The organism is Actinomadura chokoriensis (assembly GCF_041463665.1).
GTDB classification, from domain to species: domain Bacteria; phylum Actinomycetota; class Actinomycetes; order Streptosporangiales; family Streptosporangiaceae; genus Spirillospora; species Spirillospora chokoriensis_A.
Map to the genome: position 1 here is coordinate 1 of NZ_JAXCEJ010000028.1, position 25,289 is coordinate 25,289.

Genomic DNA, 25,289 nt, shown 5'->3' on the forward strand with positions numbered 1-25,289 from the left:
CTTTCCTGGCATGCTCCTGTCCCGTCCCCCTTTCGGGTTCGGGTAAGCCATCAGACCCAGAGACCTCCCTTCAAGTCCCTCCCGGCTGAGCCGGGGATATGTCAGAGCGCCTCGTGGCGCAACTGGCCCAGACCCATTTTCCGCCATGGGGGTCGGGGGTGTGGCCGCATGAGGCGGCGAGGGCGGCGACGATCGGCAGACCCCGGCCGCCGTTGTCCTCCCAGCGCTCCTCCGACACGTCGAGGGTGTCCAGCGTCATCTCGGTCATCGGGCGGGCCTGCGGCTGCGCCGGGCTCGAGTCCCACACCGCGATGAGGACGCCGGCGATGTCACGGCTGAACTGAAAGCGGATCTCCTTTCCGGGGGTGGCCGTCACGGCGTTAGTGATCAATTCCGAGGCGATGAGGAATGCATCGTCCGAAATATGCATAAAACCCCATTTGTCGAGACGTGATCGCGTGAGCGTGCGCGCCAGACCGGGAGCTGCCTTTGACGCCAGAATGGGCATCAGTAGGCAGTCGGGCGTTGTGATCATGGTCGAGCCTCTCGGGTGTTGTTTCTTTGTTTTCCCTCCAAGGATGGTTCGCCACGGCTACCCTCCTGTGTATCTGCGAAAATCGGAAACATGGGAGGTGGCGTGGCACGCGTTAGAGACCCCCTCGATCCCAAGATCTCGCTCTGGCATTTCCTGGCCTATGCCCTGCGTTTTGAGCGGGAGAAGCACGGCCTCTCGCTGGCCCAGTGTGGTCAGATCATCAATGCTGCTCGTTCGACTGTTTCCAATATCGAGGCGGGCAGGCTCAAGATTGGCGAGGACCAGGCCAGGAAGCTCGATGCGCGATACGACACCCCGCGCATGTTCGAGTTGCTGATCTTCTTCGCCAACACGTCCCATGATCCCGATTGGCTTCGGCAGTACATCGAATTCGAATCAAAGGCCGAAATCATCCGAATCTACCAGGGGCAGGTCATACCCGTCACACTGCAGACAGATGACTATGCGCGAGCTTTCCTTGGTGTGGCTGATGTCAAAGACGTTGACCGAGCGCTGGCAGCGCGGGTCGCTCGGCAAAATGCGATCTTCGAGCGCCGGAATCCGCCTGTCCTGCTTGTCCTTCTTGACGAGGATGCGATAGATCGCCCGGTCGGCGGATTCGATGTGATGAGGGCGCAACTTCAGCATCTACTTGATCTGGGGGAGCGGCCAAACGTGATCATCCGCATCGTTCCGAGGAAGGTCGGCGCGCACATCGGCCTCAACGGGCCGTTTCAAGTCATGAGCCTCGAGGCTGACGTCGCCTACGTCGGCGCGTTCCACGGTGGGCGATTGGTCCAAGATCCTGTAGAAGTGCGGGAGCTCGCCGTAGATTTCGAGATGATTGGGGCGAAGGCGCTGAGCGAAGAAGCGTCCAGGACTCTGATCCTTGAGATCATGGAGGGTTTTCATGACGGTCTGGCGTAAGAGTTCCCGCAGTGGAAGCGCAACCGACGAAGCCTGCGTCGAGATGGCCGCGTTGCCCGAGGGAGTCGGGGTCCGGGACTCCAAGGACCCGGACGGCGGGCGGCTGGTCGTGAATCGGGCACAGTTCGGGAACCTGCTGCAGGTGATCAAGTCGGGGACCCGCGACCTCGCCTGACGAGACTAAGGGGCCGATCCTGGAGTGAGAGTCTCGCTCCAGGATCGGCCTGCCCGGCGGGGGAGGCGACGGGTCGGCGCCCCGGTAAAGATCAATACCAGTGGATCAAGCGCTCTAGACTGCACGGATGACCAGCGAGCTTCTCAGTTTCACGGTTCTGGGTTCCGCGACGCCGTACCCGAGCGTGGACAACCCCTGTTCCGGCTACCTGGTCTCGGGCGCGGGCGCCCGGGTGTGGGTGGACGCGGGCACCGGGACGCTGGCTGAGCTGCAACGGCACGTCCGGCTGGACGAGCTGGACGCGATCTGGATCTCGCATCTGCATGCCGACCACAGCGCGGACCTCCTCACCGCCTACTACGGCGCGCTCTACGCCGACATCCAGCTCGCCGCTCCGATTCCCCTGTACGGCCCGCCGGGCATCGCGGACCGTCTGGCGAACTTCCTCACCAACACCTCGACCCGCAGTCCGGTCGAGTCCGCCTTCGCCATCGAGGAACTGCACGACGGGCACCGGGCGCGGGTCGGCGCGCTGACCCTGACCAGCCGGGCTGTCTCACACGGCATGCCGGCTTTCGGCCTGCGTGTCGAGGCCGAGGACCGGTCACTGGTCTACTCCGGGGACACGGCCCCCTGCCCGGCCCTGACGAGTCTGGCCGACGGATGCGATGTGCTGCTGTGCGAGGCCGAGAGCGCCCAGGTCCCGGACTCGGGCGAACAGGTCCACCACACGCCGGAGGACACCGGTGACACCGCCCGCGCGGCCCAAGCGGGCAAGTTGATCGTCACGCACGTCGGACGCTTCCTCACCCCGCAGCAGGCGGTGGCCCGTGCCTCGGCCCGCTTCGACGGCCCCATCGACTACGCCGCCCCCGGTGCCACCTTCCCGGTCGCCTGACCCCCGCAACCTCTGCACGTCCAACACTGGCCGCCCGCGACCAGAGGAAAATGGCTCCGCTGCCCTCTCCGGCAGGCCTAGCATTCGTAGATGCCTACCCTCCGTGTGCGTCCAAGTACGCTCGGTCTCAGCCTCCTTGCCCTCCTGGCCGCCGGTCTCATCGGCTCCTCCCTTTGGGCCCTGAGCGCGTTCGACGGACCGGACACCCGCTGGGAGCGGCTGAGCTTCGGTGCGCCCTCGGCCCTCGTAGCGGTGGTCGCGCTGGTCGGCATCGTGGCCACCCTCATCTTTCAGGCGCGCGAAACGAAGATCGCGCGTGAAGAGGCACGGCGCATCGCGACCGCCGAGCTGCTCACGATGGCCATGGACGACCCCGACCTCGACGAGGCGTGGGGCCCGGTGTCGGCGGGCGAGGATCGTAAGGCCAGGCGGCAGCTCATGTACATCAACATGATCATCTCCGAATGGCAGCTGTCCTTCGAGACGAAGGCGCTCCCCGAGACCCGCCTGCGCGCCGTCTCCCGCGAGATGTTCAGCGCCCGCCCCGGACGCGCCTACTGGCGTGAAGCCCGCCGGGTACGGACGAGCACCTCGCACACGAAACGCGCCAGCCGCTTCCACCAGATCCTGGACGAGGAGTACGACCGAGCCCCCGCCCCGCCACCCGACCGCACACGCACCCGCCGTCCCTGGGCGCTCGTGGCCGGCGCGGCGGCAGCGGTGACCCTGGCCTCCGTCCTCGGCCGCGCCCTCACCCTCCAGATCCGAAGGCGCTGAGCGCCGCCGCCACAGCGGCGCGACGATCTCCCGGTCGGCCACCGCCTCAACCCGGCCCCACCCGACGCCGCACCACGGCCGAACTTCGAGCAGGCGTCCACCGGCGGAGTCGTGGGCGTGCGCTACCGGGCCCGGGGGTGAGGCGTAGCGTCGCTCGTACGGTGTGACCAGGCGTTACCGTCGACATCGACGGCTGTTACGTTCGGGGCATGACGCACCGCCGTCCGCTTCCCGGGGAATCCGTGTGAAGCACCAGCCGGACGCCTGGAACGGGGCCGCGCGGGCGGGCCTGCGGCCGTGGCGGTTCGTGGTGGCGTTCGGTGCGATCAGCATGCTGATGGACGTCGTCTACGAGGGCGCCCGTTCGATCACCGGCCCCCTGCTGGCCTCCCTCGGCGCCTCGGCCGTGGTCGTCGGCGTCGTCACCGGGGCGGGGGAGGCGGCCGCGTTCGTCCTGCGGCTGGGCTCGGGTCCGCTGGCCGACCGCTCCCGCCGGTTCTGGGCCTGGACGATCTCGGGCTACGTGCTGACGGCGGTGTCCGTGCCCGTACTCGGTGTCGCGGGCGCACTGTGGGCGGCGTGCACGCTGGTCATCGCCGAACGGGTCGGCAAAGCCGTGCGCAGCCCCGCCAAGGACACCCTGCTGTCGCACGCCACCGCCGTCACGGGCCGCGGTCGCGGCTTCGCCGTCCACGAGGCGATGGACCAGGTGGGCGCCGTGCTCGGCCCGCTGAGCGTGGCCGGGATGATGGTCGTCACCCACGACGACTACGCGCCGTCCCTGGGGGTTCTGGCCGTTCCGGGGATCGCCGCCCTCGCGCTGCTGGCCTGGCTCCGGCTGCGTGTCCCCGACCCGACCGCCTACGAGATCCCCGAACCCCGCCACCGCGACACCCGTCAGGAGCCGGACGGCCCGCAGCGCGACCGTCCGGACAGGCTGCCGCGCACCTTCTGGGTCTACTCCGCCTTCACGGCCACCACCATGGCCGGATTCAGCACCTTCGGCGTCATCTCCTTCCACCTCGTCCAGCGCGATCTGCTGTCGGCCGCCGCGGTGCCGGTGCTCTACGCCGCCGCCATGGGCACCGACGCCGTCGCCGCGCTCGCCACCGGCTGGGCCTACGACCGCGTCGGCCCGCGCGCCCTGACCGCGCTGCCGCTGCTGTCGGCCGCCGTGCCGGTGCTGGCCTTCACCGACACCCTCACCATGGTCGTGGCCGGCGCGTTGCTGTGGGGCGCCGCGCTGGGCGTCCAGGAATCCACCCTCCGCGCCACCGTCGCCGACCTCGTCCAACCCGACCGGCGCGCCACCGCCTACGGGCTGTTCGCGGCCGTCATGGGCACCGCCACCCTGGCGGGCGGAACCCTCGCCGGCTTCCTGTACGCCCGCTCCATCCCCATCTTGATCATCTTCACCGTTGCCGTCCAGGCCGCGTCCCTCGTGCTGCTGGCCGTCACCCGTCCAGGACGCTGAACGCCGTCAGTGCGGGACCAGCGGAAGTTCCGGCGCGGCGGTCTCCAGCGGCACCAGCGGAGACCGGACCAGGCCGAGCTGGACGACCTGGCGGTGCAGGAGCGCGTTCAGGACCCACTCCGCGGCGGTGCGCGTCCGGTTCCCGGGCAGCGACAGCAGGTGGTAGCCGCGGGTCACCGCCTTGGCGGGCAGCCCCGACATCGGCACCCGCAGCGGGTTGGCGGCGGCCTGGCCGCCGCCCAGGTCGACCACGAACCCCAGCTCCCGGTGCCGGTAGGGGGACATCACGCCGGTGCCGTAGGACGCGGCGACGTTGCGGGCGGCCAGCCTGCCCTGCCGGACGGCGTGCTGCGCGGTCATCGGCGTCACCCCGCCGGGACGGTTCGCGTCAGGGACCGCGGCGGCGTCACCGCACGCGAAGATCTCGGGGTGGCCCGGGACGTTGAGATACGCGTCGACGACCAGCCGCCCCCTCCTCGTCTCCAGGCCGAGCGCTTCCACGAGCGGATCGGGACGGACCCCCACGCACCAGATGAGCGACCTGGTCGGCACGCGGCGGCCGCCGGTCAGCCGCACACCGCCCGGTTCCGCCACCTCGACCGACGTGCGGGTGCGGACCTCGACTCCGCGCCGGCGCAGCACCCGCTCGGCCGTGCGGGACAGCCGCTCGTCGAGTTCGGGCAGCACCCGGGGCGCCACGTCCAGCAGCAGCCAGCGCGGCTCAGCGCGCAGCCGCGGAAGCCGCCGCCGGAGGGCCTCGGTGAGGAGCACTCCGTGCGCGGTCACCTCCACGCCGGTGTAACCCGCCCCGACCACCACGAAGGTGCAGCGCGCCGCCCGCTCGGCGGGATCGCGGGCGGCGTCGGCCAGTTCCATCTGCCGGATCACGTGGTCGCGCAGGTACAGCGCTTCTGGAATGCCCCGGAATCCGTGCGCGTGCTCGGCCACGCCGGGGATCGGCAGCAGCTTGTTGACGCTGCCGGCGGCCAGGACGAGCCGGTCATACCGGATCTCGCCGGGCCCGTCCTCCGGGTCGGTGTAACGGACCGTCCGGGCGCCGAGATCGATCCCGTCCGCCTCGCCGAGGATCAGCCGCACGCCGGGAAGCGCGTCGGTCAGGGACACCACCACCCGCCGCGGGTCCAGCAGGCCCCCGGCGACCTCCGGCAGCAGCGGCACGTACAGGAAATAGTCGGTCGGGTTGATCACCATCAGGTCCGCCCGGCCCCGGGCCAGCCGCGCCAGCGTGCGGGCGGCCTGGAACCCGGCGAACCCGGCCCCGACGATCACGATCCTTGGACGCCTCACCCGTCCCCCTCTCGGATGGTTCCTTGGGGTACCCGCGGGCCCACCGGCGAAAACGGCACCGCAGCCCGCCGCCGTCCCGATGAGTTCCGGGCCGCCCGCCGGTCGGTACAGGGACAGACGATCGGGAAGGGGAGGAGAGCATGGCGACCATCGTGACCGAGATGAGCATGTCCCTGGACGGCTACGTGGCCGATCCGTCCGACGGAGTGGACGAGCTGTTCGGCTGGTACGGCAACGGCCCGGTCGAGATCCAGACGGTGAGCGACATGCCGCCGTTCCGCGTCTTCGAGCCGAGCGCCCGCCACATCCGCGAGACGATGGACGCCCTGGGCGCCGTCATCACCGGCCGCCGCCTCTACGACATCACGCACGGCTGGGAGGGCCGCCACCCCTACGACGCCCCCGTCTGGCTCGTCACGCACGAGGCCCCCGACGACCCGCCCCCGGGCCTGACCGTCATCACCGACGGCATCGAGAGGGCGGTCAGCGAGGCCTCCGCCGCCGCAGGCGACGGGATCGTGAGCGTCGCCGGCGGCCTCACCGCCCAGTCCTGCCTGGACGCGGGACTACTGGACGAGATCTGGATCGACCTCGTCCCCGTCCTGCTGGGCGAGGGCATCCCCTTCTTCCCCGGCCCGTCCACGGCCCCCGTCCACCTGAAGGACCCGTACCGCACAATCCAGGGAACCGGCGTAACCCACCTGTACTACCGCCTCCCCTGACCGGCGACCAGCAACTTCTCAGCTCAACGTCGAGGCCCGTCAACTCGTGGCGCCATTTCAGTTGAGGGTCGGAGGACCTCGTCGAATTACGGATCGAGAGCGACTTGAAATTCCCTCTCGCAGCCTCGTTTTCGCTGCCCCCAGGGCTTCAATGAAAATTCATGCGTTGGCTGGGTCGATCGGATGATTGCTGAAATCGAGCTTCCCCTCGGACTTCGCAGCGATGCGCTGCGTTGCCTGTTCGAGGTCGCGTAGCGCGATCAGTGTCTTCTCGCTCAACGTCGTCTGGAAGCGTCCACTTGGCTGGAAGGGGCGTTGGTCCGCGCTGACCGTCGACACACGAGCCCCGGCTCGCTGAGGGAAGTCTTGATCTCGAAATGGCCTTCTCTGGCCGCATGGGCTGAACCTCTCCTCTCGGCGACGAAGCTCGTGGAGGATCGCGATGCGGGCCGCGGGGGGAGCGCCGCCTTTCCGGCGTCGAGGGGCGGTCGGAGCCGGACGGGCCCTCGCCGAAATGCGGATACAGGAGGATTTCATGGGCCAACTTGGACTCGCTGAGAGCATCGCCGCGCTCCGCGCCGAACTGCTGGAGGCCTTGGCGGCCGGGGAGGATGCAGAGTTCGGTTTCGGTGTCGGCCAGATACAACTCGAATTCCACGTAGGCGTCACGCGGCAGGCCGGAGCGTCAGGAAAAGCGAAGTTCTGGGTCCTGGAGATGGGCGGTGACGGCTCCTACCGGAGGGAGGAGATCCAGCGCGTGACGGTCACGCTGGAACCGCCGCTCGACGACGAAGGCCGTCCGATCAAGGTGACCCGCGATCTCGGGGGCGAGCCCTGACATGCCCGAGAACACGGCCCGTGCCGTCGAGGTGCTGCGCCGAAGCCCCGGCGGCCGGTGGAGTGTGGGCTCCGGCTGCCTGGTCGGCGGGCGGTGGGTGCTGTCGGCGGCGCACAACGTCCTGGACGCCGAGGCACTGCTCGTCCGGCCGGTGGACGAGACGGAGCACCCCGCCGAGCTGGTCATGCTGGACGAACCCCGAGATCTCGCCCTCCTGCAGGTGACCGGTGAATCCTTCCTGCTCGACCTGCCGCCGGTCCGTTTCGCCCGCGTCGATCGCTCCCGCACAGGCGTGATCGAGTCGTGCTGGGCGATCGGCTTCCCCAGGTGGAAGGAGCGTCCGGGGGAGCCGGGCACGGTCCCGCGGCGCGACAGCGCTCAGGTGGACGGTGACATCCCTACCGGCTCGAACCTGCGCACGAACCTGATCGAGTTGCGCACCACGTCGGCGCCTCGTCCGTCCGGCAGGCGGGGTCTGAGCGAATGGCAGGGGATGTCCGGGGCCGTGGTGTTCGCCCAGGACGCCGCAGGCAAAGCGCTCGCCGTCGGCGTGGTGATCGAACATCATGTGGTCGAGGGGACGTCCGCGCTGACCGTCGCCCCGCTGGACCACTGGGCGGACACCATGCGGGACGCCCCCTGGTGGCCGGAACTCGGCCTGGACGCGATGATCCGGCTCCCGCGCCCGGCCGGCGCTCCTCGGTCCTCGACCGGCCACATGAACCTGGAGCGGTCGCTCCCGGACTTCACCGACCGGGACGAGGTGATCGAGAAGGCGACCGCCCTGCTCACGGACCGGTTGACCGAGACCTGTCCGCTGGTCGTGCTGCACGGCATGGCGGGGGTCGGGAAGACCGAACTGGCCAATGAACTCGCCCACAGGCTCGCCGCCACGTTCACGCACGCGCGGATCCGGGTGGACGTCGCCGCCGCGTCCACCGCGGACGCCGCCATGGTGGAGGTCCTGGCCGCGTTCGGCATGTCCGGCGACAAGTTGCCGGACGACCCGGCGCAGCGCCGGCGCGAGTTCCAGACGCAGTTGGGGAAGGGGCCGAGCCTGCTGCTGCTCGACAACGTGTCCGAGAAACGGCAGGCCGCCCCGCTCCTGCCCGCGTCCCCCGGCACGGCCGTGATCGTGACCAGCCGGACCACGCTGGCCTCGGTGGACGGCGCCGACCGGCTCCGCCTCGACCCGCTTCCCGACCCCGACGGGCTCCGGCTGTTCGAGCGGATCGTCGGCACCGAGGCGGTGGACCGCGACCGGCCTTCCGCGCGGAAGATCGTCCAGCTCCTGGCGGGGCTTCCCTTGGCGATACGCATCGCCGCCGCCCACCTCGTGATGAGACGCGGATCGCTGGCACGCTACCTGTCCGACCTCCTGGACGAGACCAGGCGTATGTCCCATCTTGAGGGCGAGGACAGGGGAGTGCGCAGCAGCTTCGAACTCAGCTACCGGTCCCTGCGGCCCGACACGGCGTCGCTGTTCCGCCGGCTGGGCGTCCTCGCGGGCCGGGACTTCACCGCAGCCGTGGTCGCGCGCACCGGCGGCGTCGACGACGAGGACGCCGAGCGCATGCTCGGGGAGATGACGGACCGTCATCTGATCGAGGTCGCGGGCGAGGACCGCTACCGCCTCCACGACCTTCTCCGGCTGTACGCGAGGGAACGCGTGGAGGCCGAGGAGACGCCGTCCGAGCGGCGGGAGGCGTTCCGGCGCTCGCTGGACTGGTACGGCGACCGCCTGCACGAGTGGATGTCCCGGCCCGGCGCCCACGAGCAGCCGCCGGCCGAGGCGATCGCTTGGTTCGCCGACGAATCCCTCAACGTGCAGGCGAGCCTTCGCGCCGCCGCGGAGGCGGGGGAGGACGGGCGCGTCGTCCGGATCGCGGAATCGCTCTACGGCCTGCTCTTCTACCGCGGGCACTGGGAGGAGATGGCCGCGGTCAAGGACCTCGCCGTCCGGGCGGCGCACCGCATCGGGGACGCCCCCGCCGAGCTCGGATCGCTGATCCACCTCGCCGAGGCGCGCAGGATCATCGGCCGCGCGGCCGAGACGCCGCCGCTCTACGAACGCGCGCTGGAGGTGGTCCGCTCCATGGACGATCCGGCCAAGGAGGCGTGGGTTCTGACCCACTTCGGCGACTTCCAGTGCGATCTCGGCCAGCCTGAGCAGGCCCTTGACCGTTACGCCGAGGCGCAGGCCCTCTACCGGAGCCTGGACGACACGGCGGGCGAGATCTGGCTGGCCGCGCACATCGGCGACGCGTACCGCCAGCTCGGCCGGCATGCGGACGCCGCCCGCGTCCTGGAGCGCGCCATGGCCATGGGCGAGCGGCGCGGCGACCGCGACGAGGTGGTCTGGTGTGCATGGCACCTGGCGCTGGCCTACGAGGGCCTCGGCCGTTTCGCCGACGCCGAAGAGGTACTCGCACCGGCGGTCGCATTCCATCGAGAGATCAAGAACAAGGCGGGTCTGGCCACGATGTTGTGCATTCTGGGCGGCGTCCAACGCCATACCGGACGGCTGTCCGAGGCCCGGATGGCCTACTCCGAAGCACTCGATCTGCTCGTCGAGATCGACGCTCCCACCAGGGTCGCCGAAGTGCGGGAACTCCTTGCGAGCCTTTCCGAGGACGGCGATGCCGGAGCGTGACGCCGTCCCCGCCGCACGTCGCGCGCTACCCGCCCCCCGGACGCGGCCCACCGGACGTCCGGATCATCCGTGCGATATCGGGGAAGGAGTGACAGCGACCTGCGGACGAGTGGGCCGTTCCGGTCGCCCGGGTGCGACCGGAACGATCGCGACATCTAAGGTCATATAGGAGGACGACGCATGGGCTCATCCACCGGAAGGTGCGGGGAGCCCGCTTGACCCTGGGGCGGCAGCAGTGAAGGTCAAAGAGATCATGACGAGCCCGGTGATCACCGTGGAACGGGACGCGCCCGTGCCCGACGTCGCGGCCCTGCTGCGCGCCCGCCGGATCAGCGCCGTCCCCGTCGTCGACGCGCACGGCGCCGTCGTGGGCCTGGTCAGCGAGTACGACCTGCTGGCCCGCGAGGGGAGCACCGCCGCCGACGTGATGACCACCGGCGTCATCAGCGTCACCGAGGACACCGACGTCGAGGAGGCCCGCCACCTGCTGCTGGAGCGGCGCATCCGGCGCGTCCCGGTGCTGGCGGGGCGCGAACTCGTCGGGGTCGTCGCCCGCTCGGACGTCATGGCGCTGCTGACCACCGAGTGGGCGTGCGCCGTCTGCGGCGAGGTCGTCCGCGGCGAGCACGCGCCGGCCCGCTGCCCCAAATGCCACGCCACCGCAGACCGTTTCGCCCTCCAGGAGCCCCCGCCCGGGACGTGAGGCGACGCCCGGCACCTGAACCGCCGGCCGGACGGCTGCAAGGAGATCGGCCGACCTCACCAGGACCCGGACGACCCGTTACGCGATGGTGCGTTTGCTCATCCCTTCGGACTCCGGGTCGATCCCCCAGGTGAACACGGTTCTGGGATGAATGCGGATGACGTCGTTGCCGAAATGCGCGTCCTCGGCGGCCTCCGCGACGGTGGTCTCGGCTCGTCCCCGGATCTCGATGCCCCGCACGACCCAGGGGCCGACGGAGACGAGCTCGTCGACGACGAACGCCACCTGATCGTTGTCGCGCAGATTACGGTACTTGCGGGACTTGGTGAGGTTCCATCCGCGGATGTCGATGGTTCCGGTCTCGGGGTTATAGCGGAAATTGACGGGGTTGTTCTGCGGGTCGCCCTTCGGACCCACGGTCGCCAGGCGGCCGAGCAACTGCGTGGACAGGTATTCGCGTTCGCTCTCGGTGAGGCTCATGCCTGCACCGTGCTACCTCAACCCGGCTTGAGGTCAAGTGCGAGGATGACGTCTCGGAGCCGGGGCGACATCTCGTCCGGCAGCCCGTCCAGCGGGAACCAGCGGGCCTCGAGGATCTCCGCCGCGTCCAGTTCGAGCAGCCCGCCGACGACCCGGGCCTCGTAGTAGGCCTCGACCCGGTGCCGGAAGCCGCCCGCGAGCCGCAGCGGACGCCCGGCGACCGCCACCTCCAGGGCGGTCTCCTCCCGCACCTCCCGGGCGACCGCGTCCTCGATCCGCTCTCCGGCGTCGACGTACCCGCCGGGCAGCCCCCACGCCCGGTACGCGGGCCACAGCCGGTGCCGCAGCAACAGGATGCGGCCCCGCTCGTCCCGGACGATCCCGCCCGCGTACACGAGGAACGTCTGATGCCTGAACCGGGCGAGCCGCCACTGCGTCCGCCCGCCGAGCCGCTTCCAGACCGCCGCGGCCAGCGCCCCGGTACGCCCGCGCGCGCGGCGCGGCACGCCGATGGGGATCTTCATCACCCCGATGCTAGCCCGCCGTGGAAGATCGCCGACCCGGCGCGAGGGCGAGCCGCGGGTGCTCGGCGCGCTGTCCGCCATTCCGCGCACGCCGACCGCCGGGCGGGCCGGGAAGGTGGACGAACGGGATCCGTGTGATCTCTGGGACGGCCGGGATTATCCGGAAAATGCTTTGTCACCGCTGGTGACGTGACAGCTGCAATTTTCGTGAGATTTCAGATTTCAATGGCGAATTCTGACAAAGGTTGTTGATCAGATCCGGGGCTTCGGAGAATGGTGGAACGGGTATAAGGCGGGAGCCACAATTCGATACGACGCTCCGGAGTGCAGATGCGTCTCACCCGCCCCTGTCTGGCCGCTCTCGGTGCGGTGACCCTCGCCGCCACATCACTGCTGTGGTCCACCACCGCCTCGGCGGCCGGGACCGACTACGTCGCACTCGGGGACTCCTACTCCTCCGGCACGGGGGCCGGAAGCTACGACTCCGGCAGCGGGTCGTGCAACCGCAGCGCCAACGCCTACCCGAACCTGTGGGCGGCGGCGCACTCGACGAACTCGTTCAAGTTCGTGGCCTGCTCGGGGGCGACCACAACGACCGTCGCGAGCGGCCAGCTCGACGCGCTCAGCTCGTCCACGACGCTCGTGAGCATCACGGCCGGCGGCAACGACGCCGGGTTCAGCGACGTGATGGAGACCTGCGTCCTGTCCTCCGCCTCGACGTGCCAGAGCAGGGTGGCGGAGGCGCAGAGCTACATGGAGAACACTCTGCCGGGCAAGCTCGACTCGCTCTACGGCAAGATCCGCGCGAAGTCGCCGTCCGCGCGTGTGGTCGTGCTCGGCTACCCGCACCTCTACAAGATCGTCAGTGTGTGCGTGGGGCTCAGCAACGCCAAGCGCACCGCGCTGAACGGCGCCGCCGACACGCTCGACGGCGTCATCGCCAAGGCCGCGGGGCGCGCCGGGTTCACCTGGTCGGACGTGCGGGACGAGTTCACCGGCCACGAGCTCTGCTCGGGCGACGGCTGGCTCAACGCGGTGACGATCCCGATCGAGTCGTCCTACCACCCGACCGCGCTGGGCCACCGCCTCGGCTACCTGCCCGCGCTGACCGGCTCCGCCAGCCTGGCTTTGCAGAACCAGACCTGACCGGACTCAGGAGCCCCGGCCCCGGCCCGCCGGCCGGGGCCGTCCGCTGCCTGGGGAACCGACGGAACGCCGTAGGTGACCGAGCGGCGTGCCAGAATATTGTTCTGTGAGTGAGGTCGGGCGGGACAGAATCCTGCGGGCGGCGCTGGAGCTGTTCGGGCGGGACGGCGTCGCCGGAACGACGCTGAGCGCGCTCCGGACGGCGAGCGGCGTGAGCGTCGGCAGTTTCTACCACCACTTCTCCGGCAGGGAGCAGGTGGCGGAGGCGCTGTTCGTCGAGTGCATCGCCATGTACCAGGACGCGTTCCTCACCGCACTGAAGGCGCATGGCAGCGCGCGCGAGGCGGTGCCCGGCGCCGTGGCCTTCCACGTGCGGTGGTGCAAGGAGAATCCCGGCAGGGCCCGGTTCATGTTCACCGAACGTCCTGCCGCGAGCGCGGCGCTGGACGAGCGCAACAGGGCGTTCTACCGCGAGGTGCGCGGCTGGTGGCGCGCGCAGGTGCGGCACGGCGCGCTGATCGGAGTGGACGGGACGACCGCGTTCGTCCTCTGGCTCGGACCCGCGCAGGAGCTGTGCCGGCTGTGGCTGAACGGTCAGATCCCGGAACCGGACGAAGAGCAGATCGTATGGCTGAGCGAGGCCGCGTGGCGGTCGTTGGGAGGTGACCATGCTGGTTGACGCATGGATGCAGCACGGCACGGCACGGTTTCTGCAGCACGAGATGCTCGCCTCGCTGTGGCGCTGGCTCGGGACGAAGCCTCCCGCAGAGGAGATACCGGTCGCCTCCACGGTCGCCGCCATGGACGCCGGGGGAGTGGACGTCGGCCTCATCTGCGCCTGGTACGGGCCGGAGGGCGACCTGGTGAGCAACGACGAGGTCGCCTCGTTCGTCGAGCAGGCCCCTGACCGGCTCGTGGGCATCGCCTCGGTGGACCTGCGCAAGCCCATGGAGGCCGTGCGGGAGCTGAGGCGGTGCGTGCGCGAACTGGGGTTCAAGGGGCTGCGCGTGGTGCCGTGGCTCTGGGAGCTGCCGCCCACCGACCGCCGCTACTACCCCCTGTTCGCGGAATGCGTGGAGCTGGGGGTTCCCTTCTGCACGCAGGTCGGGCACACCGGTCCGCTGCGTCCGAGTGAGACGGGACGGCCCATCCCGTACATCGACCAGGTGGCGCTCGACTTCCCCGAACTCGTCATCGTCGGCGGGCACATCGGCTACCCGTGGACCGAGGAGATGATCGCGGTCTGCCGCAAGCACCCGAACGTCTACATCGACACGTCCGCCTACACGGTGCGCAGGTATCCGCCGGAACTCGTCCGGTACATGGTGCAGGACAGGCACCACAAGGTCATGTTCGGCACCAACTATCCGATGGTGACCGCCGACCGGGCGCTGAAGGGCCTGGACGAGCTCGGTCTCGGCGAGCCGGCCAGGGAGGCGTTCCTGTCGGGCAACGCCGTGAAGGTCTTCCGCCTATAGTGATCTACAATGTAAAGGTCAGCGCCGGAGCGTCCGGCAGGAGAGCAGACCCAGCGGGACGGGCGCCCAGAACGTGATCGCGCGGAACAGCAGAACGGCCTGCAGCGACGGGCCGGCGTCGAAGCCGAGGGCGGCGAGCGCGGCGACGAGTGCCGTCTCGGTGGACCCGACGCCGCCGGGCAGCGGGACGGCGGAGCCCGCGGCGGCTCCGACCAGGTAGGCGGCGACGAGCGTGCGGACGTCCGCCGGGCCCGCCCCGGTGCCTGGGACGGCGAGGACGCTGAGCGCGAACGCCACGCCGAGGACGAACGTGGTCCCGGCGGACGCGGCCAGGGTGAGCAGCAGGTCGCGCGGGCGGCGGCACAGTTCGGTGAACCCGGCGGCGGCCCGGCGGACGGCGCCGGAGCCGGCCGCGCGCCGGACCCACAGCACGGCGGCGGGCAGCAGCACCCCGCCCGCGATGAGCAGCGGGACGGGCGGCAGCAGCCCGGCGGCACGCGCGGCGTGCTCGCCCAGCGCGTCCAGCGTCCGGTCGTTCCCGCCGCCGAGGCCGAGGACGGCGGCCATCAGCAGCAGGTCGGCCGGGACGCCCGCCACCTGCAGGACGGCGACGGCGACAGCGGCGCGCGGCAGCGGCAGCCCGCGGCACACGAGATAGCGGGTGTTGACGGCGACGGCGCCGAGACCGCCCGGGGTGATCCGGTTGGCGGCGGACGCGGTGAACTGCGCGAGCGTCGTGGCGACCAGCGGCAGCGGGCGGCCCGCGGCGCCGCGCAGCGCGACGGCGGAGCACACGTAGTGCAGCACGCAGAGCAGGACCAGGGCGGGCAGGAACTCCCAGCGCAGGTCGCCGAGCGCGGGCACGGCCGGCCCCGGCGGGCCGTAGGTCACCAGCAGGGCGGTGGCCAGACCCGCCAGGAGCACCGCGAGGACCGCCCAGCCGGCCCGATGGATCCGCTGGGCGATGGGAAGCGGCGTGGCGTCGGCGCCGGAGCCGGAAAGCCCGGCGGACACCGCGCGGTCAGCGCTGGCGGCGATCGTTTTCACACTCCAAGTGTTCGGCGACGCAAATGAAGTGCATGCGACCAGCTGATACCCGGTGAAGCGAACGATAAGGGACGAGTAGCTCGCCGGGCCCGCAAACCCCGCCCCGGGCACGGGTCGCGCGCAGCCGGGGTAGCGCGGATTTCCCTTGGAGACGTGCGGGGTTTGGTCTTCGCAAGAGATTATTTTCACACTATGATCAGGGTCCACTACGGTAAGTGACCATCGTTTGACCGGGGAGTGTGACGACCATGACCAGCGCTCACCAGCGGCTGGGCGAACGCATCAGGGTGTTCAGGGGTACTCGGGGCGGTCGCCGTCCCCGGCCGGCCAGGGCCCGGGGGGACCGGGCGATCGTCCTGACCTGCAGCGACTATCTCGCGCTGGCCGAGCATCCGGCGATCACCGAGGCCATGATCACCAGCCTGCGGGCGGCCGAGCCCCCGGCGCCCGCGACCGGCCCCTGCCTCCCCGACGACCACCCCCAGGTCGTCCTCGGCGAGGGGTTCGCCCGGCACCTGGGCGCGCAGGCCGGGGTGCTGTGCTCCTCGGGGTGGACGGCCAACACCGGGCTCCTGCAGGTGGTCGCGGGCCCGGACGTCCCCGTCTACCTGGACGTCCTCGCCCACATGTCGCTGTGGGAGGGGGCGCGCGCGGCGGGCGCCGAGGCCGCCGGCTTCCGCCACAACGACCTCGACCACCTGCGGCGCCGGATCGAGGTGGGCGGCTCCGGCGTGATCGGCGTGGACGCCGTCTACAGCACCGACGGCTCGGTCTCCCCGCTGCCCGACCTGGTGGAGATGGCCGAGGAGCACGGCTGCCTCCTGGTCGTGGACGAGTCGCATTCGATCGGCACGCACGGCGACCGCGGTGAGGGCATGGTCGCCGCGCTGGGGCTCACCGGCCGCGTCGACTTCCGCACGGCGAGCCTGGCGAAGGCCCTGCCGGGACGCGCCGGCCTGATCGCCTGCGACCGTCCCGGCTTCGCGGACTACTTCACCCACACCGCGCTCCCGGCGGCGTTCGGCTCGACGCTGCTGCCGCACGAAGTCGCCGGCCTGGCGGCGGCGCTGAAGATCGTCCGCAGGGAGGGCTGGCGGCGCTCCCGGCTCCGCGACGTCACGGCCCGGCTGCGGGACGGCCTGGCGGGTCTCGGCTACCGGCTGGTCGAGTCCGACACGCAGATCATCGCGCTGGAGGCGGGCTCGGAGTCCGAGGCGACCCTCATGCGGGACGCGCTGGTCGGCCGCGACATCTTCAGCGCGGCCCTGTTCCCGCCGGCGGCATCGGTGGGCCGCACCCTCGTCCGGCTCTCGGCCCACGCCGGGCTTTCCGGCGGGGACGTCCGCCGGATCCTCACCGCGTGCGAGGAACTCCGCCCCCAGACCGCGGCCGCCGTGTAAGCGTGTTCATTGCTTCGCTCTCGGCGTCGGGCGCTGGGGCGCCCTCCTTCAACGGGCGAAGCGGCGATCGCTGCATCGCTCCGGCTTGCCCAGGGGCTCGCTGCGCGATCAGGTTTCTCGCGGGCTCGAAACCTGCCTTCGGACGCGATCGCAACGCCAAGGCCGTCGCGGGCTCGGCTCAAGGACGTTCGCCTCGTGTAGGAGATCGAGGTAGTGGCTCACGCGGCGGGCCGGTACCGCTCCTCGCGGGTCTGCGCGCCGATGTAGCGGAGCATGCTGCGCAGGGCCCAGTGGTTGATGCCGCTGGGCATCATGCGGTAGCCCTGCCGATTGGCCATGGCGAGGGCGGCGAACCGGGCCTGGTCGAGCGGTGACCACGGGATGTCGAAGCGTTCCCGGACGAGCGGCGGCAGGCAGCCGAAGGTGATCAGGCGCAGCGGGCGCTCGAAGACCATGCGTCCGGCGCGGTCGAGGCGGGGGCCGCCGACGGGCAGGACCGTGACGGTTTCGGAGCCGTGCTTGGCGATATCCAGGGCGCGCGCGGCGGCCGGGGTGAGTTCGAGCGTCCTGGCGCAGATGTGCCAGAACTTGGACTGGAACGCCGCGTAGTCGGCGGGGACCGGCCGCATGCTGACGCCGTAACGGGAGTACCAGGTGACGGTCTCGGCGTACATCTGCTCGTGGTCCTCGGCGGTGAGGGTGCCGGGGTGGAACGTCTCGGCGGCCTTGAAGATCTCCCAGGTGAAGGTGGCGTGCGCCCACCAGAACGTCTCGGGTTCGAGGGCGTGGTAGCGGCGGGCGTGCTCGTCCACGCCGCCGATGGCGCGGTGCAGGTCGCGGATGCCGCGGGCGCGGATGGCGCCGTCCGGCGCGAGGATCGTCGCCCAGATCTGCGGGACGGAACGGTTGATCCGGTCGAAGGGCGCGTTGAAGAACGCCGAGTGCTCGCCGACTCCGGCGCCGATGCCGGGATGCATGAGCTGCATCAGCCCGGCGGCCGCCCCGGGGAGCAGTGACCGCAGGTCACCGGCGTGCCGCCAGAGCAGCGTGCCTGGAACGAGCGGCGCGTGCGGGACCGTCCGGGCTGAGCGCGACCGGGCGGCGGCGATGGGCGAGGACGAGGCGGGCATCGCGGCTCCTGACCGGTCGACCACTTACGCCGAGCATAACCCGCATGAGACAAGAGTCAATTCTTGTCGCAAGTCCGAACCCCATAGCATTCGTGGGGAGCACAAGGCTCTCACCCTCTTGGACCGGACCTCAGCCGTCGGAGCACGGGCAGGCACGCGGAGCGAGCTCTGCGAGCGCAGCGGGCATGCCCGACGACGCAGGCGACCGCAGCGACGCCGCGCACGCCCGCACGGGCGCGACGGACCGCAACGGCGGCGCGAGGATCGCCTGCGTCGTCAACGGGGGTTCCAGGGGGTCGCCCCCTGGGGCAACGCTGCTAACGAGCCTGCTTGTAGACGGCGACCGCGCAGGCGCTGCCGAGGCCGATGTTGTGCTGGAGGGCGACGCGGGCGCCCTCCACCTGGCGCTTGTCGGCCTGGCCGCGCAGTTGCCAGGTCAGTTCGGCGCACTGGGCGAGTCCGGTGGCGCCGAGGGGGTGGCCCTTGGAGATCAGGCCGCCGGACGGGTTGACGACCCACGTGCCGCCGTAGGTGGTGGCCGCGTCGTCGATGAGCTTGTGGCCCTCGCCTACCTCGGCCATGCCGAGCGCCTCGTAGGTGATCAGCTCGTTGGCGCTGAAGCAGTCGTGGAGCTCGATGACGTCGACGTCGTCGATGGAGACCTGCGCCTCGTCCATCGCCTTGCGGGCGGCCCGCTGGGAGACGCCGAAGCCGACGACCTGGATGGAGGAGTGGTCCTCGAAGCTCTGCGGCGTGTCGGTGGCGATGTGGTGGCCGGCGATCTCGATGGCCTGGTCCCACAGGTCGTTCTCGTCCAGGAACCGCTCGCTGACCACGAGCGCGGCGCCGGCCCCGTCGGAGGTGGGGGAGCACTGCAGCTTGGTCAGCGGGTCGAAGATCATCGTGGCGTTCTTGACGTCGTCGAGCGTGTACTCGGTCTGGAACTGCGCGTAGGGGTTGTTGACCGAGTGCTTGTGGTTCTTCCAGCCGATCCAGGCGTAGTGGTCGGGGGTGGAGCCGTACTTCTCCATGTGCTCGCGGCCGGCGTTGCCGAACATCTGCGGCATGGGCGCCTTGTCCAGCTCCCATTCGCGCCCGGCGGTCATGGAGCGCAGGTGGTGGTCGATGATGGTGACCTTGGACTCGCCGACGCCGGCGCCGAGGGAGCCCTTCTTCATCTTCTCCATGCCGACCGCGAGCGCGCAGTCGGCGAGGCCGCCGCGGACGGCCTGCCGGGCGAGGAACAACGCGCTGGAGCCGGTCGCGCACGCGTTCATGACGGTCATCACGGGGATGCCGGTCATGCCGGTCTCGTAGAGGGCGCGCTGGCCCATCGACCCGTACATCGAGCCGGCGTAGGCCATCTCGATCTTGTCGTAGCCGACGCCGGCGTCCTCCAGGGCCTTGCCGACGGCCTCCTTGGCCATGTCGGGGTACTCCCAGTCGCGGGAGCCGGGCTTCTCGAACTTGGTCATGCCCACGCCGACGACGAAGGTGCGGTTGGCCATCGGGCTCGCCTCCTGTAACCGAATCTTGTTCGGAAGTACGATAACCCGCCGCGCGCCCGGCGGCCGGAGCGCTCCCGTTGATCGGGATGAAGCCGCTGGTCAGTCGGACATCTCGGAGGCGAGGGCGGCGGCGAACGCGTCCACGTCGTCCTCGGTGGTGTCGAACGAGCAGACCCAGCGGACCTCGCCGGTCGCCTCGTCCCAGGTGTAGAAGGGGAACCGCTTGCGCAGCCGCTCGGCCACGTCCTTCGGGATGACCGCGAAGACCGCGTTGGCCTGCACGGCCTGGGTGATCTCCACGCCGGGGACGGCCCGGGCGGCGGCCTCCAGGCGGCGGGCCATCGCGTTGGCGCGGGTTGCGTTGCGCAGCCACAGGTCGCCGTCCAGCAGGGCGACGAGCTGCGCCGACACGTACCGCATCTTGGACGCCAGTTGCATGCTCGACTTGCGCAGGTAGCCGACACCGCGCACCGCGTCCGGGTTCAGCACGACGATCGCCTCGCCGAGCAGCAGACCGTTCTTGGTGCCGCCGAACGACAGGACGTCCACGCCCGCATCGGTGGTGAGGGCGCGCAGCGGGACGCCGAGGGACGCGGCGGCGTTGGCGATGCGGGCGCCGTCCATGTGCACGGTGAGGCCACGCTCGTGCGCCGCCGCCGCGACGGCCGCCGTCTCCGCGGCGGTGTAGACGGTGCCCAGCTCGGTGCTCTGGGTGATCGACACGACGGCGGGCTCCCGCCGCTGGACGTTGCCGAATCCGGTCGCGTGCGCGGCGACCAGCTCGGGCGTGAGCTTGCCGTCCGGCGCCGGGACGGTGATCAGCTTCAGCCCGGCGATCTTCTCGGCGGCGCCGCACTCGTCGGTGTTGATGTGCGCGGACTCCGGGCACACGACCGCGCTCCACCGTTCCGACATCGCCTGCAGCGACACGACGTTCGCGCCCGTCCCGTTGAACACCGGGAACACCTCGGCCCGGTCGCCGAAGTGCCGGCGGACGACGTCGCGGAGCCGGCCGGTGACGGCGTCGTCGCCGTAGGCGGGCTGGTGCCCGCCGTTGACCTCGGCCAGGGCGGCGAGGACGTCCGGATGGACGCTCGCCTGGTTGTCGCTGGCGAATCCGCGCGCGTCGGCGGGACGGTTCTCGGGCGGCTGCGTCATGCGTCCATTCTCCCGGACGCCCGCCGCGCCCTTTCTCCGTCTACGCGGGTCGGTCGGTGATGTTCTGCACCGGCGCCGGGGAGGCGTCGGCCGGCGGCTCGGCGGCGCGCAGCGCCATGCGGGCGCGCATCGCGTCGAGGTCGTCGCCGAACCTGGCCACGGTGGACTGCAGGTCGCGCCAGAGCCCGGTCCGCTGCTCCAGCTGCGCGATCTTGGTGCGCAGGTCGCCGATGCGCCGCTCGGCGGACTCCAGCCGGGCGCCGTTGCCGGCGGTGTCGCGGCCGGTGCGGATCAGGCTGGTGGCGACGGCGGCCAGGTCGCGCTCGGTGTCGTCCATCCGCTCGTCGATGCGCGGCAGCAGCCGGTCGTTGAGCTGCCCGACGAGGGAGTCGAGCTCGGTGCGGATCGTGCGGAGCTCGGCGTCCTGGTCGTGGACGGCCTGCTCTAGGATCGTCACGCGCTCGATGTAGCCGGGGAGCAGCCGCCCGAGCTCCACGGACCGCTCCAGATCTCGTCCCACCCTGACGAAGAGGCCGATGCCTCCGCGCAGATGGCGCTCCGCCTCGGCGGCGGCGCGGCGGACGAGACCCGGGATCACGGTCATGGCGCTCCCTCCTGGGGCGGTTCGAATGGATTCTCCCTGAACTCTAGGCGAACCGCCCGTGAACATTTTGTAAACGACGATGTTTATTTCGGGGAATGCGCGTGTTTGCGGACGGCCGGCGCGCGCCGCGTTCGCGGCGGCGCCGGCGGTGTCGGCGCGGCGCAGGTGCACAGGCCCCGGCGGATGATGAGCCAGGCGCGTTCGGCCGTGTAGTCCGCCCGGCTGAGCGCCGGGCGGACACGGTGACAGGTCAGGCAGAGCATGCGGTGTTCGTCCTCCCCGTGATCGCCGGGAGCGCCCCGCGCCGACGGGTCCCGGCCCGCCGCCCCGTGCGCATTCCCCCCGGACGCGCTACGGGACGGCGGAACCCTCGGGATGGCCCTTCGTCTCCCAGCCGCCGGTAACGCTAAGCGCCCCCACGTTGCACGCAGGTTGCGACTGCTCGACTACGCAGCGTGTCCAGATCCGGCCGTGCGAGATCCCTTGAATCGGTTGCGCGGAACCCCCGATGGGCGGATCCTCAGACGGGCCGAGGTTCTCTCCAGGGGAAAAGGACTGATGGTGGTGCACGATCCGGTGGCCGTCCGCCCGCCCATCTCCGATTCCTGGCGGCGCTCCCGGGAGGCCGGCGTCGACGTCGCCATCGACGCGGCCCCGCTGGTGTTCGACCGGGACGTCCTCGCCGACGCCCGCGGCGCCCACCCGCTCCGGTCGCACCTGCCGATGCTGGAGGCGCTGCTGCGGCGGGTCGCCGACGAGACCGAGCACCTGGTGGTGATCTCCGACGCGGCCGGGCACGTGCTGTGGACGCAGGGCCCGCCCGCCGCCCGGCGGGCCGCCGAGGCGGTCGGGCTGACCGAGGGGTTCCGCTGGTCGGAGGACGCCGTCGGCACGAACGGCATCGGCACCGCGCTCGCCACCGGGCGGCCCGAGTACGTCTACGCCGCCGAGCACGTCGCGCACGTCCTGCACGGCTGGTCGTGCGCCGGCGCCCCGATCGTCGACCCCGACTCGGCGCGGGTGGCCGGCTGCATCGACATCAGCGCGACCGTCGCGGCGCTGCACCCGGCGACCGTCGCGCTCGTCGCCGCCGCCGCGCGGCTGGTCGAGGCGCGGCTGGAGAACGCGATGCTGGCCCGGGACGAGCGGCTTCGCGAGCGGCTCCTGCCGCACCTGCGCGGGCTCGGCGGGGCGGGGCTGCTCGTCACCGCCACCGGCCGGATCCTCGCCGCGGGCGCGGACGGGCTGCGCGGACGCCGGGTGCCCGCGCCCGAACCCGGCGGGACGGTCGTGCTTCCGGACGGCCGCGTTGCCGTCGCCGAGCCGCTCGGCGAGGCCTTCCTGCTCCGGCCGGCCGGCCGGGTCGGCGCGGTCGCGGTGCCCGGCCCGCGGGTCGAGGGAGGGGCACGGCCCGCCGTGCACGGGCCGCTGCTGACGCTGTCGTTCCTCGGCGACGGCCGGCCGCACGGCCTGCTGGACGGGCGGCGGTTCGGCCTGACGCTGCGGCACGCCGAGATCCTCGCGCTGCTCGCGCTGCATCCGCGCGGGCTGAGCGGCGACCGGCTCTCGCTGTACCTGTACGGCGAGGACGGCAGCCCCGCGACCGTCCGTCCCGAGATCCACCGGCTCCGCCAGCAGCTCGGCGACATCGTCCGCGCCCGGCCCTACCGGCTCGGCTGCGCCGTCGAGGCCGACTTCCTCACCGTCCGGCGGCTGCTGGACGAGGACGACGTCGCCGGCGCCGCCCGGCTGTACGGCGGCGAGCTGCTGCCCCGCTCGGACGCGCCCGCCATCCGGGAGGAACGCGACGAGCTGGCGGTGCGGATGCGGCGGCAGGTCCTCGACGGAGGCCGCGCCGACGCGCTGTGGACCTACGTGCAGACCGAGCCCGGCCGCGCCGACCTGGAGGCCCTCGAACGCCTCCGCGCCGTCCTGCCGGCGGGCGATCCGCGGCGGGCCGCCGTCGCCTCGCGCAGCGACCGCCTGCGCCGCGGCGAACCTAGCGGCGGGCCCTGAGGACGGGCCCTGGGGACGGGCTGTGGTGGCGGGGCTCTAGGGGGCGGGCGCGCCGATGTCGGAGAGGTGGGAGCAGTCGTTGTAGCAGACGGCCTGCAGCTCGGAGCCGTCGCTGCGCCACCGGGTGAGCGAGGCGTTGGCGACCGGCTCCCGCTCGATCTCCATGATGTCCCGCTCGGTGAGGTTCTCGACCAGGTAGCGGGTCATGACGACGATCGCGTCGTGCGTGACGACGAGGACCCGGCCGCCGGGGGCGTCGGCCTCCAGGTCGCGGTAGAAGCTGCGCAGCCGCAGCGCCAGGTCGGTCCACGACTCCCCGCCGGGCGGGCGGTAGTAGAACTTGCCGAGCTGCCGCAGCCGGGCCGCCTCGCCCGGGAACCGGCGGCGGACGCCGAGCGCGGTGAGGCCCTGCAGGACGCCCTGCTCGCGGTCGCGGAGCCGCTCGTCCACCCGCACGACCAGGCCGCCCGGGTCCTGCGGGGCGGCGTAGGACGTCCGGCCGAGCGCGATCTTCGCGGTGTCGAGGGTGCGCAGGTAGGGGGAGGCGATCACGTGCGTCGGGCGCTCCTGCTCGGGCAGGCCGGCGAGCCAGCGGCCGAGCGTCGCCGCCTGGTCGCGGCCCGCGGCCGAGAGCGGGATGTCGGCGTCGCGTTCGACGATGCCGGCCTCCTCGGCGTCGGTGCCGCGCACCGCCTGGTAGGCGAGGTTGCCGGTGCTCTCACCGTGCCGGGTCAGGTTCAGCCACTGCAGCGCACTCACGCTCGCCATGCTGCCATGCCCGCGCGGTCCCCGGACCCCGCCGCGATGCGGCCCCCGGTCCCCGCCGCGACGCGGTGCCGCCGTGCTCTACGCGCGGTAGTACTCTCGTTGCCGTGACCGACGTCCTGGGCACCGTGATCATCGTGGTGGCGCTGCTGACCGCCGCCTACGCGCTGGTGGCGACGCTGCGTAACCGGGCGATGGACCTCGGGCAGGTCGCAGCCCTCGGCGTCCTCGAAGTCCTGCTGATCGCGCAGGCGGTCGTCGGGTTCGGCAAGCTGGCGGGAGGCGGGGGGCCGGACGGCTCGGCCACCTTCGCCGGCTACCTGGCGGGCTCCCTGCTCGTCCCGCTCGCCGGCGCCGGGTGGGGGCTGCTGGAGCGCTCCCGGTGGGGCTCCGCCGTGATCGTCGTCGCCGGGGTGGCCGTCGCCGTCATGGTCGTCCGGCTGAACCAGTTGTGGAGTGGCACCGGTGGCTGAATCGGAACGAGCGGGGGCCGGGCACGTCCGGCCCGGGGCCCGCGCGGGCGACGGCGCCCGCGCCGGCGACGCCGCCCGCACGGGCGGGACCCGCCCCGGCACCGCGGCCGGGCCGGGGCGGCTGCTGGTCGCCGTCTACGCGGTGTTCGCGCTCGCGGCCGGTGCGCGGGCGGCGGTGCAGATCGCCACCCGGTACTCCGAGGCGCCGCTCGCCTACGTCCTGTCGGCGCTCGCCGCGGCCGTCTACGTCCTGGCGACGGTCGCGCTGGCCCGCGGCGGCCGGACCTCGTTCCGGGTCGCCGTCGCCGCCTGCTCGATCGAGCTGGCCGGCGTGCTGGTGGTGGGCACGCTCAGCGTCGCCGACGCCGCCGCGTTCCCCGACGAGACGGTCTGGTCGATGTACGGGCGCGGCTACGGCTTCGTCCCCCTGGTGCTGCCGGTCGTGGGACTGCTGTGGCTGCGCCGCACCGCCCGCGCGGTCGGCGGGACCCCCGCGGGCGGTGGGCGCCCTGTGGGCGGCGGCGCGTGAGCCCTCCGGCCACAGGTGTCT

General features: G+C 71.5%; 28 protein-coding genes. 17 read left to right on the top strand and 11 right to left on the bottom strand.

Annotation, left to right across the window (positions count from 1 at the left end; all coding sequences use genetic code 11):
- Positions 1-70: 70 nt before the first annotated feature.
- Positions 71-535, bottom strand: coding sequence for an ATP-binding protein (locus tag SM418_RS31930; protein ID WP_371945203.1), 465 nt, complete (start codon positions 533-535; stop codon positions 71-73).
- A gap of 90 nt (positions 536-625) precedes the next feature.
- Here SM418_RS31930 and SM418_RS31935 point away from each other — a divergent pair, with 90 nt between their 5' ends.
- The 5 genes from SM418_RS31935 (at position 626) to SM418_RS31955 (ending at position 4,786) form a co-directional block, all read left to right on the top strand.
- Complete coding sequence (locus tag SM418_RS31935; protein ID WP_371945202.1) at positions 626-1,462, top strand: helix-turn-helix domain-containing protein; 837 nt, start codon at positions 626-628, stop codon at positions 1,460-1,462.
- Complete coding sequence (locus SM418_RS31940; RefSeq protein WP_371945201.1) at positions 1,446-1,637, top strand: DUF397 domain-containing protein; 192 nt, start codon at positions 1,446-1,448, stop codon at positions 1,635-1,637. The genes SM418_RS31935 and SM418_RS31940 overlap by 17 nt, the downstream gene beginning before the upstream one ends.
- Before the next feature lie 127 nt (positions 1,638-1,764).
- Positions 1,765-2,535 carry an MBL fold metallo-hydrolase gene (locus tag SM418_RS31945; protein ID WP_371945200.1) on the top strand — a complete coding sequence of 257 codons (771 nt, stop codon included), beginning with the start codon at positions 1,765-1,767 and terminating at the stop codon, positions 2,533-2,535.
- Positions 2,536-2,625: 90 nt separating this feature from the next.
- Positions 2,626-3,312, top strand: a complete 687-nt coding sequence (locus SM418_RS31950; protein WP_371945198.1) for a DUF6082 family protein — start codon at positions 2,626-2,628, stop codon at positions 3,310-3,312.
- A gap of 244 nt (positions 3,313-3,556) precedes the next feature.
- Positions 3,557-4,786: an MFS transporter gene (locus SM418_RS31955; protein WP_371945197.1), complete on the top strand. Its 1,230-nt coding sequence runs from the start codon at positions 3,557-3,559 to the stop codon at positions 4,784-4,786.
- A 6-nt stretch (positions 4,787-4,792) separates the two neighbouring features.
- On the opposite strand, the gene SM418_RS31960 is transcribed toward SM418_RS31955, so the two are convergent.
- Positions 4,793-6,094 (bottom strand): NAD(P)/FAD-dependent oxidoreductase, encoded by a 1,302-nt coding sequence (locus tag SM418_RS31960; RefSeq protein ID WP_371945196.1) that lies wholly within the window; start codon positions 6,092-6,094, stop codon positions 4,793-4,795.
- A gap of 140 nt (positions 6,095-6,234) precedes the next feature.
- Here SM418_RS31960 and SM418_RS31965 point away from each other — a divergent pair, with 140 nt between their 5' ends.
- Complete coding sequence (locus tag SM418_RS31965) at positions 6,235-6,816, top strand: dihydrofolate reductase family protein (RefSeq protein WP_371945194.1); 582 nt, start codon at positions 6,235-6,237, stop codon at positions 6,814-6,816.
- A 159-nt stretch (positions 6,817-6,975) separates the two neighbouring features.
- On the opposite strand, the gene SM418_RS31970 is transcribed toward SM418_RS31965, so the two are convergent.
- The gene (locus tag SM418_RS31970) at positions 6,976-7,155 is read right to left on the bottom strand and encodes a hypothetical protein (protein WP_371945192.1); all 180 of its coding nucleotides are present in this window, start codon (positions 7,153-7,155) and stop codon (positions 6,976-6,978) included.
- A gap of 196 nt (positions 7,156-7,351) precedes the next feature.
- Between SM418_RS31970 and SM418_RS31975 the strand changes: the two genes are divergently transcribed.
- From SM418_RS31975 to SM418_RS31985, 3 genes are all read left to right on the top strand, one after another.
- Positions 7,352-7,654, top strand: coding sequence for a trypco2 family protein (locus SM418_RS31975; protein ID WP_371945190.1), 303 nt, complete (start codon positions 7,352-7,354; stop codon positions 7,652-7,654).
- Between the two features lies 1 nt (position 7,655).
- Positions 7,656-10,307 (top strand): tetratricopeptide repeat protein, encoded by a 2,652-nt coding sequence (locus SM418_RS31980; RefSeq protein ID WP_371945188.1) that lies wholly within the window; start codon positions 7,656-7,658, stop codon positions 10,305-10,307.
- Positions 10,308-10,560: 253 nt separating this feature from the next.
- Positions 10,561-11,010 carry a CBS domain-containing protein gene (locus tag SM418_RS31985; RefSeq protein ID WP_371945186.1) on the top strand — a complete coding sequence of 150 codons (450 nt, stop codon included), beginning with the start codon at positions 10,561-10,563 and terminating at the stop codon, positions 11,008-11,010.
- A gap of 78 nt (positions 11,011-11,088) precedes the next feature.
- Here the strand turns inward: SM418_RS31985 and SM418_RS31990 are convergent, their stop codons facing one another.
- The gene (locus SM418_RS31990; protein ID WP_371945184.1) at positions 11,089-11,490 is read right to left on the bottom strand and encodes a PPOX class F420-dependent oxidoreductase; all 402 of its coding nucleotides are present in this window, start codon (positions 11,488-11,490) and stop codon (positions 11,089-11,091) included.
- Positions 11,491-11,507: 17 nt separating this feature from the next.
- Complete coding sequence (locus SM418_RS31995; RefSeq protein WP_371945182.1) at positions 11,508-12,014, bottom strand: NUDIX domain-containing protein; 507 nt, start codon at positions 12,012-12,014, stop codon at positions 11,508-11,510.
- Between the two features lie 58 nt (positions 12,015-12,072).
- On the opposite strand from SM418_RS31995, the gene SM418_RS32000 reads away from it, so the two are divergent.
- The 4 genes from SM418_RS32000 to SM418_RS32015 all read left to right on the top strand — a co-directional run bounded on the left by SM418_RS32000 (position 12,073) and on the right by SM418_RS32015 (position 14,638).
- The gene (locus SM418_RS32000) at positions 12,073-12,207 is read left to right on the top strand and encodes a hypothetical protein (protein WP_371945180.1); all 135 of its coding nucleotides are present in this window, start codon (positions 12,073-12,075) and stop codon (positions 12,205-12,207) included.
- 137 nt (positions 12,208-12,344) lie between these two features.
- Complete coding sequence (locus SM418_RS32005; protein WP_371945178.1) at positions 12,345-13,160, top strand: SGNH/GDSL hydrolase family protein; 816 nt, start codon at positions 12,345-12,347, stop codon at positions 13,158-13,160.
- 106 nt (positions 13,161-13,266) lie between these two features.
- Positions 13,267-13,839 carry a TetR/AcrR family transcriptional regulator gene (locus SM418_RS32010; protein WP_371945176.1) on the top strand — a complete coding sequence of 191 codons (573 nt, stop codon included), beginning with the start codon at positions 13,267-13,269 and terminating at the stop codon, positions 13,837-13,839.
- Positions 13,829-14,638, top strand: a complete 810-nt coding sequence (locus tag SM418_RS32015; protein ID WP_371945174.1) for an amidohydrolase family protein — start codon at positions 13,829-13,831, stop codon at positions 14,636-14,638. The genes SM418_RS32010 and SM418_RS32015 overlap by 11 nt, the downstream gene beginning before the upstream one ends.
- Positions 14,639-14,656: 18 nt before the next feature.
- Here the strand turns inward: SM418_RS32015 and SM418_RS32020 are convergent, their stop codons facing one another.
- On the bottom strand, positions 14,657-15,685 hold the full coding sequence (locus SM418_RS32020) for a lysylphosphatidylglycerol synthase transmembrane domain-containing protein (protein WP_371945172.1): 1,029 nt from the start codon (positions 15,683-15,685) through the stop codon (positions 14,657-14,659).
- 248 nt (positions 15,686-15,933) lie between these two features.
- Here SM418_RS32020 and SM418_RS32025 point away from each other — a divergent pair, with 248 nt between their 5' ends.
- Positions 15,934-17,085, top strand: a complete 1,152-nt coding sequence (locus SM418_RS32025; protein WP_371945170.1) for an aminotransferase class I/II-fold pyridoxal phosphate-dependent enzyme — start codon at positions 15,934-15,936, stop codon at positions 17,083-17,085.
- Between the two features lie 218 nt (positions 17,086-17,303).
- Here SM418_RS32025 and SM418_RS32030 read toward each other — a convergent pair whose 3' ends face one another.
- The 4 genes from SM418_RS32030 to SM418_RS32045 form a co-directional block, all read right to left on the bottom strand.
- Complete coding sequence (locus SM418_RS32030) at positions 17,304-18,215, bottom strand: oxygenase MpaB family protein (RefSeq protein ID WP_371945169.1); 912 nt, start codon at positions 18,213-18,215, stop codon at positions 17,304-17,306.
- A 317-nt stretch (positions 18,216-18,532) separates the two neighbouring features.
- A complete protein-coding gene (locus SM418_RS32035) occupies positions 18,533-19,723 on the bottom strand; it encodes a thiolase C-terminal domain-containing protein (RefSeq protein WP_371945168.1) in 1,191 nt (396 codons plus the stop codon).
- Positions 19,724-19,822: 99 nt separating this feature from the next.
- Positions 19,823-20,881: a threonine aldolase family protein gene (locus tag SM418_RS32040; RefSeq protein WP_371945166.1), complete on the bottom strand. Its 1,059-nt coding sequence runs from the start codon at positions 20,879-20,881 to the stop codon at positions 19,823-19,825.
- Positions 20,882-20,921: 40 nt separating this feature from the next.
- A complete protein-coding gene (locus SM418_RS32045; RefSeq protein ID WP_371945164.1) occupies positions 20,922-21,485 on the bottom strand; it encodes a hypothetical protein in 564 nt (187 codons plus the stop codon).
- A 558-nt stretch (positions 21,486-22,043) separates the two neighbouring features.
- Here SM418_RS32045 and SM418_RS32050 point away from each other — a divergent pair.
- Positions 22,044-23,501 carry a helix-turn-helix domain-containing protein gene (locus SM418_RS32050; protein ID WP_371945162.1) on the top strand — a complete coding sequence of 486 codons (1,458 nt, stop codon included), beginning with the start codon at positions 22,044-22,046 and terminating at the stop codon, positions 23,499-23,501.
- A gap of 36 nt (positions 23,502-23,537) precedes the next feature.
- Here SM418_RS32050 and SM418_RS32055 read toward each other — a convergent pair whose 3' ends face one another.
- On the bottom strand, positions 23,538-24,269 hold the full coding sequence (locus tag SM418_RS32055; RefSeq protein WP_371945160.1) for a histidine phosphatase family protein: 732 nt from the start codon (positions 24,267-24,269) through the stop codon (positions 23,538-23,540).
- 104 nt (positions 24,270-24,373) lie between these two features.
- On the opposite strand from SM418_RS32055, the gene SM418_RS32060 reads away from it, so the two are divergent.
- Complete coding sequence (locus SM418_RS32060) at positions 24,374-24,739, top strand: hypothetical protein (protein ID WP_371945158.1); 366 nt, start codon at positions 24,374-24,376, stop codon at positions 24,737-24,739.
- 121 nt (positions 24,740-24,860) lie between these two features.
- Positions 24,861-25,268, top strand: coding sequence for a hypothetical protein (locus tag SM418_RS32065; protein ID WP_371945205.1), 408 nt, complete (start codon positions 24,861-24,863; stop codon positions 25,266-25,268).
- Positions 25,269-25,289: the final 21 nt, after the last annotated feature.